Annotated in this window: 12 protein-coding genes and 1 tRNA gene; 8 read left to right on the top strand and 5 right to left on the bottom strand. The window is 43.5% G+C overall.

The features are described 5' to 3' along the window. Positions 1-19: 19 nt before the first annotated feature. On the top strand, positions 20-694 hold the full coding sequence (locus DW205_RS15385) for an HAD family hydrolase (RefSeq protein ID WP_005858707.1): 675 nt from the start codon (positions 20-22) through the stop codon (positions 692-694). A gap of 5 nt (positions 695-699) precedes the next feature. On the opposite strand, the gene DW205_RS15380 is transcribed toward DW205_RS15385, so the two are convergent. Then, positions 700-1,305, bottom strand: coding sequence for an RNA polymerase sigma-70 factor (locus DW205_RS15380; protein ID WP_005858709.1), 606 nt, complete (start codon positions 1,303-1,305; stop codon positions 700-702). Positions 1,306-1,440: 135 nt separating this feature from the next. Here DW205_RS15380 and DW205_RS15375 point away from each other — a divergent pair. The 7 genes from DW205_RS15375 (at position 1,441) to DW205_RS15345 (ending at position 9,377) form a co-directional block, all read left to right on the top strand. Next, positions 1,441-1,513, top strand: a tRNA-Trp gene (locus DW205_RS15375). 203 nt (positions 1,514-1,716) lie between these two features. Then, the gene (locus tag DW205_RS15370) at positions 1,717-3,291 is read left to right on the top strand and encodes an SUMF1/EgtB/PvdO family nonheme iron enzyme (protein WP_005858711.1); all 1,575 of its coding nucleotides are present in this window, start codon (positions 1,717-1,719) and stop codon (positions 3,289-3,291) included. Positions 3,292-3,309: 18 nt separating this feature from the next. Next, positions 3,310-4,692, top strand: a complete 1,383-nt coding sequence (locus DW205_RS15365; RefSeq protein WP_005858713.1) for a Gfo/Idh/MocA family oxidoreductase — start codon at positions 3,310-3,312, stop codon at positions 4,690-4,692. Positions 4,693-4,704: 12 nt separating this feature from the next. After that, positions 4,705-5,643: a sugar phosphate isomerase/epimerase gene (locus DW205_RS15360; RefSeq protein ID WP_005858715.1), complete on the top strand. Its 939-nt coding sequence runs from the start codon at positions 4,705-4,707 to the stop codon at positions 5,641-5,643. A 25-nt stretch (positions 5,644-5,668) separates the two neighbouring features. After that, entirely contained in the window at positions 5,669-6,355 is a 687-nt protein-coding gene (locus tag DW205_RS15355) for a hypothetical protein (protein WP_005868596.1), read from the top strand. Positions 6,356-6,364: 9 nt separating this feature from the next. Next, positions 6,365-6,946 (top strand): LuxR C-terminal-related transcriptional regulator, encoded by a 582-nt coding sequence (locus DW205_RS15350; protein WP_005868594.1) that lies wholly within the window; start codon positions 6,365-6,367, stop codon positions 6,944-6,946. Positions 6,947-7,052: 106 nt separating this feature from the next. Further along, positions 7,053-9,377, top strand: a complete 2,325-nt coding sequence (locus DW205_RS15345) for a TonB-dependent receptor (protein ID WP_005868592.1) — start codon at positions 7,053-7,055, stop codon at positions 9,375-9,377. A 93-nt stretch (positions 9,378-9,470) separates the two neighbouring features. On the opposite strand, the gene DW205_RS15340 is transcribed toward DW205_RS15345, so the two are convergent. The 4 genes from DW205_RS15340 to DW205_RS15325 are packed head-to-tail and all read right to left on the bottom strand — an operon-like array spanning position 9,471 to position 13,129. Next, a complete protein-coding gene (locus DW205_RS15340) occupies positions 9,471-10,058 on the bottom strand; it encodes a sugar transferase (protein WP_005868590.1) in 588 nt (195 codons plus the stop codon). Between the two features lie 14 nt (positions 10,059-10,072). Beyond that, positions 10,073-11,272: a DegT/DnrJ/EryC1/StrS aminotransferase family protein gene (locus tag DW205_RS15335; protein ID WP_005868588.1), complete on the bottom strand. Its 1,200-nt coding sequence runs from the start codon at positions 11,270-11,272 to the stop codon at positions 10,073-10,075. Positions 11,273-11,324: 52 nt separating this feature from the next. Continuing rightward, positions 11,325-12,530 (bottom strand): acetyl-CoA carboxylase biotin carboxylase subunit family protein, encoded by a 1,206-nt coding sequence (locus tag DW205_RS15330; RefSeq protein ID WP_005868586.1) that lies wholly within the window; start codon positions 12,528-12,530, stop codon positions 11,325-11,327. Further along, entirely contained in the window at positions 12,530-13,129 is a 600-nt protein-coding gene (locus tag DW205_RS15325; RefSeq protein WP_005868583.1) for a sugar transferase, read from the bottom strand. Before DW205_RS15325 ends, DW205_RS15330 begins: the two co-directional genes overlap by 1 nt. Positions 13,130-13,132 lie beyond the last annotated feature (3 nt).

Below are 13,132 nucleotides of genomic sequence, written 5' to 3'. Positions count from 1 at the left end.
TCAATCCTATTAATATCTAATGAATAACAAAAGGTATCAACATATATTGTTCGATCTGGACGGTACATTAACCGATCCTATGATTGGTATTACCAGTTCTGTAAAGTACGCCCTCTCCTATTTCAATATAGAAGTAGAAGATTTACGATCTTTATGCCCTTTCATCGGGCCACCATTAAAAACATCCTTTAAGGACTTCTATCAGTTTACAGATGAGCAAGCAGATGTAGCCATTGCTAAATACCGGGAATATTTTTCAAAACAAGGTATTTTCGAGAATACCCTGTATCAAGGTACTGATGAATTACTCCGTTTGCTTACCGAAAACGAAATGAAAATCTACTTAGCCACCTCAAAACCGCAGCCCTTCGCTCAACAAATTCTAGAATATTTCCACTTAGAATCTTATTTTACATTTGTTGGAGGAAGCACATTCGACGGAAGCCGTTCCGAAAAAGCGGATGTAATACAATATGTATTAGACAGCACCGATATAAAAACACGGTCTGACGTAGTCATGATCGGTGATCGTAAATATGATATAGAAGGGGCCAAAGCGAATAACATAGATTCAATAGGAGTCCTTTACGGCTACGGGGATGAAGAAGAACTAGCGAATGCCGGAGCAAACAAAATCGTTACTGATATAAAAGAACTATCATCTTTCCTTCTAACAGGGAATATCCCCATATAGAAAGCTTAAGCAGATCTATAAATCACATTAAAAATAAACATCAGCAATAAAGAGAATGAAATATTTGGAAAGCTCGGCTTCAACCGGGCTACCAATTTTTCTATAGCGATCTTCATCTGTACACGAACCGTACTCTCTTGAACCGATAATATTTCCGCGATCTCCTTCGTTTTCAATCCCTCCTCACGAGACATCAAAAACACAAGACGGCATTTCTCAGGAAGTTCGTCAATCGCTTTATCAAGCATCTCTCTCATCTCTTTTAACTCCAAATGCTCCTCCGGAGAACCCTCATCTTCCTCTTCCATTAATGGCAACAACTCATTTAAAGAAACCCTATTCAAGTCTTTATTCCTTGCTTGAAAACGAAAAGACTCGTTACGTACGGAAATATATAAATAGGTATCTATATTATCAATATCCTTTAATCGTTTCCGGGATTGCCAGACCGAGAAAAAAACATCTGTCACAACTTCACGGCATGCCTCCTTCTCGCCTAAACAATAATAAGCGAAGCGAAAAACCTGATCATAATATAAATTATAAAAACGTTCGAAAGCTCCCCTGTTATCTACCGACACAGATTCAAGCAACCCTTTGATATCTCGCACAAAAACTCCCACTCCTTTTTCTTTGATTTGGCAAACATACTAAATATAATCTAAATGCCTTTTTAAAAAGCAGACTATTTTTTCTCATATTTTACTTGCATATTCAAATTATTAAACTACTTTTGCACCCGCAATACGGAAGTAGCTCAGTCGGTAGAGCACTGGTCTCCAAAACCAGGTGTCGGGAGTTCGAGCCTCTCCTTCCGTGCATGAGCGGCAACACTATGAATATGTGTTGCCGCTTTTTTATTATTCTCCTTCTCTTCCCATTGCGATAAAAAAGCGTAAATAAGACAACATTTTTCGTTAAAGAGACTATTTTTTCTTTCAATATATAAAGGAATATACTACTTTTATTGCCGATTTTAAATCTAATTGAGACTTAGTGTAAATCGTATACCATAGAAACAGATGACAACTAACAAATTTTCAAATCGATACTCGTCTGAGAGGAAAAAGTATTTTTTCAAAAGTAAGGCGTTTATCCTGTGCCTCGGATTATTTTTGGGAGCTGGGATTATGATCGCCCTTTATAAAACATCTGTATATTTCTCGACAGATGAATCTTGTATGATGTGCCACGTGCATCCTCACGTAGAAAACAGTTGGAAACTTTCCAAGCATGTAAATAATGGAAGTGGCGTTAAGACACATTGCGTAGCTTGTCACCTCCCACCCCAAACAAATACTTGGAAACATTATAGCGCAAAGGCTAAATTGGGTATGAAAGATGTTTGGTCATACTTGACTAAAGACAGCGCGGATTTCAATTGGGAAACTAAGTCCGAGTTGGAACACGCCGTTAAATATATCCCCAATGAATCTTGTAAGGAGTGCCATCAGAACTTATTCCCCGAAGGAATTACCGATGATGGTGTAACGGCACATTTATATTATGATGAGAATGAGAAAAAGCTAGATCTACAATGTATTAGTTGCCATTTGGATGCAGGACATTACAATCCGAACTACAATCACTCCAAGATGGTTGGTATACCAGGACAAAATACATCCGGGGCATCTTCGGATACCAGTTTGTTTTTTAAGGAACCAACTACAGTTACCTCTTTCACCGACTATGTAGAACAAATTCCCGGAACAATGGTCTCATTCAAGATGATTGCTATCCCCGGAGGTTCATTCAAAATGGGTAGTGAGGAAAAAGAGGCATTTCATAAAGCAGATGAGTCGCCTGTACACAACGTAACTGTCAGTCCGTTTTTCATGGCTGAGGTCGAGGTGACTTGGGATCAATACTGGGCTTTCTATGGGAATACGATGAGTGAGGGCCGTACCCCTCCAGAGACCGTATACGCAAATAACAGTAATCCGAATGTCGATGCCATCTCCGGTCCTACACCTCCGTTCGGTTTTCCGGATCAAGGCTGGGGTGGTGGAGATCGCCCGGCTATTACAATGACTCATTATGCGGCCGAGACTTTCTGCCAATGGTTATCCAAGAAAACAGGAAAGACTTATCGTTTACCGACCGAGGCGGAATGGGAATATGCGGCACGTGGCGGCACGGAAACGCCTTATTTCTTTACGGGCAATCCAAAAGATTTCTCCGATCAAGGCTTCTGGCGTAAATTTTTCGACGCAAAGACTGATAGTATAGGTTCTTATGTGATTTATAGCAAGAACAGCAAAAACAAGACGCAAGAACCGGATTTAGTAAAAGCCAATCCCTTTGGTTTAAAGAATATGTTGGGTAATGTAATGGAATATTGTGCCGACAAGTATGATCCTGAAGCTTACGCTAAAAGCGGAAGTAGCGCCACAGATCCATTGGTTACCGAAGGTACTGAGTGGGTAGTGAGAGGCGGTAATTACACCTCCGATGCGGCAGATCTTCGCTGCGCTTCCCGTGATTATACCAAACATGAAGCTTGGTTAAAAACCGATCCGCAACAACCGAAGAGTATCTGGTGGTACTCCGATATCAGAGGAATCGGTTTCCGTGTTGTATGTGAACCTAATAAATAGTGTCTAAAAAATAATATCATGAAAAAAGAGAACAGCATTAGCAGAAGATCATTTCTGAAAAGTTCAGCCCTAGCGGGTGCGCTTGGAGCAATTGGAACAGGTAGTACAGTTGGTGTATTAACTTCTTGTGGTGGAGGTGAAAGTGCGAACGCAATAAAGCCTTTGAAAGAACCCGGTACTTATTACGTGCCCGAATTACCAGATCTGGCGACTGATGGAAAAGAACTAAAAGCTGGTGTAATCGGTTGTGGCGGACGTGGTTCCGGAGCCGCTTTTAACTTCTTGAACGCTGCGAACGGCGTTACGATCGTGGCTTTAGGCGATACGTTCCAAGAACGTGTCGATGATTTGGCAAAGAAATTAAAAGATGAGAAAGGAATTGATGTACCGGCTGATAAACGTTTCGTCGGCTTGGATGCATACAAACAAGTGATTGATAGCGGTGTAGATGTAGTGATCGTCGCCACTCCTCCCGTATTCCGTCCAGTTCATTTCCAATACGCCACAGAAAAGGGCAAACATTCCTTCTTAGAGAAACCTATCTGTGTTGATCCGGTTGGTTACCGTACCATTATGGCTACCGCAAAACAAGCTGCGGCAAAGAACTTATGTGTCGTAACCGGTACTCAACGCCATCACCAACGCAGTTATGTCGAGTCTTACAAGAAGATCATGGAAGGATTGATCGGTGAGATCACGGGCGGTACGGTTTACTGGAATCAGAATATGCTTTGGTATCGGGATCGTCAACCGGGATGGAACGATTGCGAATATATGATCAAAGACTGGGTAAACTGGAAATGGCTTTCCGGCGACCATATCGTAGAGCAACACGTACATAATATAGATGTATTCACTTGGTTCAGCGGATTGAAACCAGTCAAGGCTGTAGGTTTCGGTTCTCGCCACCGTCGTATCACTGGCGACCAATATGATAACTTCAGCGTTGATTTCACAATGGAAAATGGTATCCATATGCATAGTATGTGCCGCCAGATAGATGGTTGTGCAAATAATGTAAGCGAATTCATCCAAGGAACCAAGGGATCATGGAGCAGTGACACGATGGAGATCAAGGATTTGGCAGGAAACGTTATCTGGAAATATGATAGTGAGGCCGAAAAAGCGAACTTCAAGCAAACTGACCCGTATACATTAGAGCATGTAAACTGGATCAACTGCATCCGTGGTGGTAAACAAATCGAGCAAGCTTCTGAGACTGCTATCTCCAATATGGCCGCAATCATGGGTCGTGAGTCCGCTTACACGGGTGCCGAGACCACTTGGGATGCCATGACTGCCTCAGCATTGGATTACACTCCGAAAGATTTGAACTTAGGAAAGATGGATATGAGCGGCTTCGTCGTTCCTGTTCCGGGTAAACCAATCGACAAGAAATAATCCAGACTGTTTATGACATTAAATAGAAGAAACTTTTTAAGAACCTCCTTATCCGGCGCTGCTTTAGCGGTAGGAAGTACGGCCTTGGCCTCCTGCTCTTCCAAGTCGGCAAACACTGCCAAAGGAGAAAAAGGGAGCGACAAGCCCGGCAAGGACCTTGAATTAAAGCTTTCTTTCCAAGAGGGAATCGCCCCGGGTGAAAGTTTGAACGAGAAACTTGATTTTATGGAGAAGTTGGGCGTTGTAGGTTTTGAGCCGGGTGGCGGAGGATTAGCCAGCCGGGTAAACGAGATCAAGCAGGCCTTAAACGGACGTAATATCAAAGTGAGTGCCATTTGCGCCGGCTTCAAAGGCTTTATTCTTTCTACCGATCCAGCCATCCGCAAGGAATGCATGGATACGATGAAAGAGATCATCGCCGCAGCCGGTGAATTAGGTTCTACGGGCGTGATTATCGTTCCTGCCTTTAATGGTCAAGTCCCCGCCTTGCCTCATACGATGGAGACACGGGATTTCCTTTGCGAGCAATTCAACGAGATGGGAACTTTCGCCGCCCAGCATGGGACTAGCGTCATCTTTGAACCTTTGAACCGAAAAGAGTGTTTTTATCTACGTCAAGTAGCCGACGCCGCCTCTTTATGCCGGGATATCAATAATCCGGGTGTACGTTGCATGGGCGACTTCTGGCATATGACATGGGAAGAGACCTCTGATATGGGAGCCTTTATCTCCGGTGGAGAGTATCTCCAACACGTACACGTGGCCAGCCGCAAACGTCGCAGCATGCCGGGTGAGGATGGAGATGCCGATAACTATATCAATGGCTTCAAGGGATTGAAAATGATTGGTTATAACAACTACGTAAGTTTCGAGTGCGGATGTCAGGGAGACCGTAACGTGGTAGTCCCCGCCGCCGTCAAGTTATTACGTGAACAATGGGAACAAGCTTGATAAGATGCCTTTAGTATACCCAAATATGCAATTGAGTGAGGTGGTGGAAGAACACCCCTCACTCATTCCCGTAATCAACCGGTTTGGGATTCGTCTCGGGCTTGGCGACAAATCGGTGAAGACGCTCTGTGAAGAACATTCGCTGGATACGGACTTTTTATTGACAGTGATCAATACCTTCCTCAACGAGGAGTATTTTCCGGAGAAGAAGTTACAAACTTTCCATACATCGCAGATTATTGATTACCTGACAAAGACGAACCAATACTATTTACGTTATCAGCTCCCCAATATAGAACGCCATCTAGGTTCCTTTATCTCGATGAGTACGCCCGGCAATCCTACTCTTGGATTGATAGGACGCTTCTTCTCCTCATTCAAGGAAGAACTCATCGCCCGCATTGAGAAAGATGATAAGATATGGTTCCCCTACTGCATGTCGTTAAGTAAAAAGCTGGGAAAAGAACCGGCGCGAACGATCGATGGATTGCAAATCACCTCCGAGCAACGTACGGAAGATACCATCGAGGCCCTTTTAGCCGACTTAAAAAGTATCATGGTCAAGCATCTTTCGGGAGATTACGACGAGAATTTATGTTATGCCGTCCTCTTCTCCGTCTGTAGTCTGGAGAAAGACATCAAACAACACAACCGGATCCGGTATCGAATCCTTACCCCCATGGTCTCGGCCATGGAAAAATTATGTATCTAACGATCTGAAATGCATCGAAACAAACAAATAGCGATCATACTGTCTGATACCCTAAGAAGTATTGGGCTGCAAAGCTTGCTGACCGACTACTTCCCCCCGGTAGAGGTTTGCTATTTTCCAAATTTCGAGATGCTTTCCTCCACAGGAAGCGACACCTACGATTACTATTTCACCGATTCAGATACCCTTGTGCTCAACGCAGATTTCTTCCTCCCGAGAAGAAACAAGACCGCCCTCCTCATCGACAGCACCGAAGAACACGGGGCGCTCTCGTCTACGAACCGTATCACGTTACGTTCCTCCCAAGAGACCATTATCGAGCAATTGCAACAATTATTTACGAGCGACAGCTCCGGCAACACCACTACCGAAAACAACAAGGACCTATCCAGCCGTGAGGTAGACGTACTTCAACTGATCGTAAAAGGCATCACGAATAAAGAGATCGCCGATAAGCTGAACATCAGCTTGAACACCGTCCTCACCCATCGTAAGAACATCACCGCCAAGCTGGGCATCAAGACCGTTTCCGGCCTCACCTTCTACGCCATCATGAACGGGATCATCTCAGGTGACGATATCGAACTATAGCGAAGCCAACAAACCAGCTTTCAAAATCACTACATCTAGTGATTGACCATCCTGTTTCTTTACCGTTTCTTCGCGATTGAAAAAATATACTAACAAAAGAAATTCGATGAAGAGACACTACTTAGGTATCATCGCCCTAGGTGCGTTGGGGCTGCAAAATGTATACGCCGAGAATATCAAGGCTAACGAGAACGACACGATAAAAACCTATAACATGGGTGAGGTAATCGTGACCTCATCCACGAAGGAGACAAATAACCTCCGTACGTTACCCGGTTCCGTATCAATCCTTTCCCCGCAAATGATCTCCGGCAGGCAGATCGACGCATTAAAGGATATAAGTTCTTTTGTCCCGAATCTATACATGCCGGATTATGGGGCAAAACTAACCTCGGCCATCTATATCCGCGGTATCGGAGCCAGAAGTAGCGGACAATCCGTGGGCTTATATGTAGACAACGTGCCTTATCTGGATAAAAGCACCTTCGATTTCGAGCTGACCGATATCCAACGCATCGAGGTATTACGAGGGCCGCAAGGAACCTTGTATGGTCGTAACGCCATGGGGGGCATCGTAAATATCTATACCATCTCCCCGTTCGATTACCAAGGAAAGAAACTCTCCCTATCGGCCGGAAGCTACGGGCAATATAAAGTCAAGGCCTCTCATTATGCTAAGTTGAGCGAGACCATCGGATTCACCGCTGCCGCTTACTATGACCATAGCGACGGCTTCTACACCAATGCCTACGATGGGAAAAAGATCGATAAGGAAGACAATGTAGGCGGCCGATTCAAGTTAGAAGGTCGCTTCAATCCAAACTTCCGTACCTCCTACTCCCTTTCCGTAGATTATACGGATCAAGGAGCGTTTCCATATGGTATGTTCATCGGAACCGGAAATACCGATCACAAGTATGTAAATCCTATCAATATCAACGATCCCAGCTCTTATAAACGGACGGTCATCGCCAATAACCTGTCCCTCGAATACCGGAATGAGCACGTGATACTGAGCAGCACCACCGGTCATCAATATTTCAAGGATGACATGAAGATGGATCAAGACTTCTCCCCTCTCTCGATCTTTACCCTCAACCAAAAGCAAAAGCAAAACGCTTTCAGCGAGGAATTGGCGATCAAGAGCAACACGAGGAATAATTACCAATGGTCCTTCGGACTCTACGGTTTCTACGATGATCTACATACGGACGGCCCGGTCGATTTCAAGGAAGACGGAATTAAGACCGTTCTCCAGCCCGTATTCGATCAATTGAAGAAAGATCACCCTAAGATGCCCTATCTAAAAATACTGGACGATCATCTTTATATTCCGGGTTCTTTCGACACCCCTTCTTACGGTCTTGCATTGTATCACCAATCCACTTATAACAATCTGTTCACGGAAGGTCTGTCAATTACCGCCGGTATCCGCTTGGATTACGAGAAGCAAAAGATGGATTACAATTCTGAGGCTAAGATGAGAATGGGGTTCGGCTTCGTAGAAAACGGACCGGTTATCGACATAGAGAAACTTTTCCCGATCCCAACCACCGTGATGGACGCCAGTGTCTCCCAAGACTTCTGGCAAGTACTTCCGAAAATATCTTTAAAGTACGAATGCTCACCAAACACGTTCACTTACGTATCGGTAGCGAAAGGTTATAAGACCGGGGGCTACAACGTACAAATGTCGGCAGACGTGATGCAAAGCCAGATGCAATACGATATGATGAGCGCTTTCAAGGACATGATGCCGATCGAGGTCAAAGAACCTACCCCCATCGAGGAAGTAGCCGCCTACAAACCGGAGAAAAGCTGGAACTACGAGATCGGTATCCGTAGCGAGTTGCTATTCCAACGCCTAAGCGCAGAATTAACAGGTTTCTATATGGACATTCAAGACGTGCAGTTGACCAAATTCGTGAACAGCGGCAACGGCCGTATCCTCACCAACGCCGGGAAAGCCAAAAGCTACGGTATAGAGGCCTCCTTGCGTGCCCGCATCATCGATGGGCTAACCGCCGACGTTAATTACGGTTTCACCCATGCTACGTTCCGGGATTACAACAATGGGAAAGAGGATTTCAAGAACAACTTCATCCCATATACCCCACGTCATACCTTCAACGTAGGACTGCAATACACCCGCCTGTTCCGTAACGCATGGATAGACCAATTCTCCGCCTCCGCCCAATTCAGCGGTGTCGGAAAGATCTTCTGGACCGAGCGAAACGACATCTACCAGAAATTCTACGGAACGGTGAACGCAAAGGTAGGCGTACGCAAAGGTATCGTCAACGTAAACCTATGGAGCCGTAATATAACGAACACCCATTACTCTGCATTTTATTTCGAGTCATTCGGGAATCCGTTTATCCAACTGGGTAAGCCCTTCCAGATCGGTGCGGAGGTGGCGATCGCCTTTTAAACGCAAGCGTTCGATAGAAATAAAAAAAGGGAGAGCCGGTTCTTACACCAACTCTCCCGATAACATTTCACATAAAAACAAAATCGATCTTTTTTATCTAGCTATTTTAAAAATCGTAAGAAATATCAGCTTAAAGTACTCAAACAATGTAGGATGATTAATATATCTCATATTAAGTTTAATTTTCGCCGGCATAATATCCTCAACATAAGTTTTGTCGGGATTTGAGGATTGTCCAAGTAATCTATTTTCATCCATATACACTATAGACGCATAATCTGTAATACCCGGTCTAACTGCCAACACACGCCGTTGTTCAGCCGTGTACAGATCAACATACTTACGTACCTCGGGCCGAGGACCTACCAAACTCATATCCCCTTTGAGTACATTGATCAATTGAGGAAACTCATCCAATTTATACTTACGGATATAATAACCAGACCGTGTAATCCGTGGATCACGCCCTCCTACGGTAATAAGTCCCTTCTTATCAGAACCTACACGCATACTTCGAAATTTAAGCAACTGAAAATCTCGATTGTTACGTCCTACACGAATTTGCCTATAAAAAACTGATCCGGTAGAATCACACTTAATCCAAATTGTCAAAATGATAAATAGAGGACTAAGCAAGATAAGTCCTATCCCGCTGGCTACAACATCAAAAAAACGTTTCAAATCGATTGATTATTTTATTGGGTAATAATATCAACAAAATTAGAGATCACATACTCTACGTCCTCATTCGTAAGACTGGTATGCAAAGGAAGAGTAATCTCGTTATGGTATTGGTTGTAAGCATTCGGATAATCTACGATATCAAAACCTAAATTTTTATAGGCTGTCATCATCGGTAAAGGTTTATAATGTACGTTACAAGCGATCCCACGTTCAGCCATCCGTTCTATCACAGCATTTCGATATTCCACATCCTCACCAAGCAAACGTACAAGATACAAATGCCCACTCGAAGAATGGTCATCACCAAAATGATCCAAGACCTGCACATTGCGCCCCTTCAGTCCTTCATTATACCTCTCAATAATCTGACGACGACGATACAGCATTTCCGGATAACGCTTCAACTGCGCAAGACCAATACCCGCCATCACATCCGTCATATTACACTTATAATACGGAGCGACAATATCATACTCCCATGCCCCCAACCTCGTTTTAGCAAGCGCGTCCTTGTTCTGCCCATGAAGGGAAAGCAATTGAAACTGTTTATAAAGAGACTCGTTGTCAACCCCATCATGATTTCTCCAAGTCAACGCACCTCCCTCTGCTGTCGTAAGGTTTTTCACGGCATGGAAGGAAAACGAAGTAAAATCAGCGATCTCACCACACATCTTTCCATGCCATTTGGCACCAAAAGCATGAGCGGCATCCGCAAGTACGATAACCCGACCGTACGCCTTCTGGATATCGTTCGCTGGCGAAAACAAATGTTTCTTGCTCTCTACGGCAGCGAATATCTTATCATAATCACAAACCACACCGGCAAGATCAACAGGCAGAACCACCTTTGTCTTCTCCGTGATCGCATCTGCCAACTTATCATAATCCATCTCAAACGAATCAGGAGCGGTATCTACCATGACAACCTTTGCCCCTACATGACAAGTTACGCTTGCGGTAGCGGTATACGTATAAGCGGAAGTAATCACCTCGTCTCCTGGCCCAACGTCCAAAACACGCAATATCAACTCCATACAAGCCGTAGCCGAATTCAAGCATACAGCTTGCTCCGTCTGACAGCACATGGCAATTAATCTCTCAAATTCTTTTGTTTTAGGCCCCGTGGTGATCCAACCGGAACGAAGAGCCTCTGATACTAGATTAACCTCACTCTCAGTTATATCAGGAGGAGAAAAAGGAACTTTCTTCATAAGAAATAATTTTAATCTTCTATTTTTCGTATCTCACAGAGAAATGAGATCCTCATTTTAACTTCATATCAATTTTAGAAACAACCGCTTCCATTCGCTCTTCACATTCTTTTAAATCCTGCCCTTTCACTACTATTTGAGCCAAACAATGACTTGAATTGGCAAATCTTTTCACCTCAGAACCGGGACGCACAAAGAATGTCAAATCATAAATAAAAGAGTCCCTTTCACCTACATATCGCATGTCTTCTAAAATACCGTCTCTTTCTGGAGAAATTATCATTCTTGACAAACCCGCCTCACCTTCTTTACGTCCATTCCATATTTCTTTTGGATCAATGCCCAGCGCTGCTGCAATCACCATCTGGTAATAATTTAAGCCATAATGAATACTTACAAGTTCAGGCAAACAATTGGCTCCGATACGACCCGTTAATTCCAACACATATATTACACCATTTTCTTCTATAAAATCGATATTAACAGCGCAATTATTAAGTCCCATAGCTTTGATAGCCATTTCGGCTTCTTTCCTTATTTTTTCACGAAGTATATCCGAACATTCATAAGGGACATAATGTCCTACAGGAACTGCCGTATCTGCCTGATAAAGTATATCACCATGAGGCATAACAAAAAGGATTTCACCATTAGAGATAAATGCCTGTGCCCCAAACTCACGTCCCTGCAAGAATTTCTCCACAAGCACATAGTCAACCCGAGTAGCACTCATCGCTTTACAAAATCCATCAAAAGCCTCTTCTTTATTAACGGCTTTATAAATACCTTGACTACCCGCTAAATCCGTAGCCTTAATAATCACAGGATATCCACCAACCTTATCTATAGCGTCTAATAACGCCTCATCCGTATATATTTGTTTAAATGGGGCCGTATTTACACCATACTCACTGAATCGAAGTTTCATTTTTGATTTATCATTACAAAGCTCCGCTACTTCCTCCGAATATCCAGGTAATGCACATGTATCACATAACCGTCCAAGAGCTTTCAAGCCACGATCCAAGCAACAAGTTGCCACGCCGTCAAATCGTAAATCAGCTGTTTTACTCTCCACCTCATCCGGATCAAGGATATTCATATAGCACACCTCATCAGCCAAGGGTATGCAAGGGGGACCATTGTCCGGCATCGTTCCCGCAATACTTACCACCCCCATTTCACGAGCCGCCTTATACAGCCCTATTTGCCCACGCCCAGCTCCTAATATAAGCAAGCGTTTACCTTTCACATTCATTATCGATTCTTCTTATTATATATGTTTTTACGGAAAACGACTGTATTAACTGTCGCAAAAATGATTTTAAGATCACCCCCAAAAGTCACATTTCGAGCATAGAACGCATCCTTCTCCAATTTTTCCTCATTAGAAATGGAATTTCGGAAATAAGCTTGCGAATAACCTGTAATTCCAGGACGTACCTCCAGCCGTATCTTTCGCTTCTCATCATACTCCTCCAGCGGTCGATCCGTAGTCACAGGCCTTGGTCCGATAAAACTCATGTCTCCAATCAAGACATTAAAAAACTGAGGTAATTCATCAATAGACGTTTTACGGATAAATCTACCCACTTTAGTAATCCTCGGATCATCAGGTGAATTATAGGTGGAATTATCTGAGTTACGGATATCCGGAGCATTCATTTTCATCGAACGAAACTTAAACATCTTAAATATCTCTCCATAACGACCGCGCCGGGAAGCAAGATAAAATATATCTCCCCTATCTTCTATATAAATAGCCAAACCAACAAACAAACTTATAAGAAGGACAAATGGTATAGCCGAAAGCGCACCTATAATATCAAATAAACGTTTAAAGAAATTCTTATACATGAT

It is taken from the genome of Parabacteroides sp. AM17-47 (assembly GCF_003434625.1).
GTDB classification, from domain to species: domain Bacteria; phylum Bacteroidota; class Bacteroidia; order Bacteroidales; family Tannerellaceae; genus Parabacteroides; species Parabacteroides distasonis.
Note: the sequence above shows the minus strand (reverse complement) of the source record. Positions and strands in the feature narration are given on the sequence as shown.

Bases quoted from the DNA above. Each gene is read 5' to 3' on its own strand.
- DW205_RS15330 (WP_005868586.1), bottom strand. From the start codon at position 12,530: ATGAATGTGAAAGGTAAACGCTTGCTTATATTAGGAGCTGGGCGTGGG.
- DW205_RS15355 (WP_005868596.1), top strand. From the start codon at position 5,669: ATGCAATTGAGTGAGGTGGTGGAAGAACACCCCTCACTCATTCCCGTA.
- DW205_RS15325 (WP_005868583.1), bottom strand. From the start codon at position 13,129: ATGTATAAGAATTTCTTTAAACGTTTATTTGATATTATAGGTGCGCTT.
- DW205_RS15370 (WP_005858711.1), top strand. From the start codon at position 1,717: ATGACAACTAACAAATTTTCAAATCGATACTCGTCTGAGAGGAAAAAG.
- DW205_RS15345 (WP_005868592.1), top strand. From the start codon at position 7,053: ATGAAGAGACACTACTTAGGTATCATCGCCCTAGGTGCGTTGGGGCTG.
- DW205_RS15360 (WP_005858715.1), top strand. From the start codon at position 4,705: ATGACATTAAATAGAAGAAACTTTTTAAGAACCTCCTTATCCGGCGCT.
- DW205_RS15365 (WP_005858713.1), top strand. From the start codon at position 3,310: ATGAAAAAAGAGAACAGCATTAGCAGAAGATCATTTCTGAAAAGTTCA.
- DW205_RS15350 (WP_005868594.1), top strand. From the start codon at position 6,365: ATGCATCGAAACAAACAAATAGCGATCATACTGTCTGATACCCTAAGA.
- DW205_RS15335 (WP_005868588.1), bottom strand. From the start codon at position 11,272: ATGAAGAAAGTTCCTTTTTCTCCTCCTGATATAACTGAGAGTGAGGTT.
- DW205_RS15385 (WP_005858707.1), top strand. From the start codon at position 20: ATGAATAACAAAAGGTATCAACATATATTGTTCGATCTGGACGGTACA.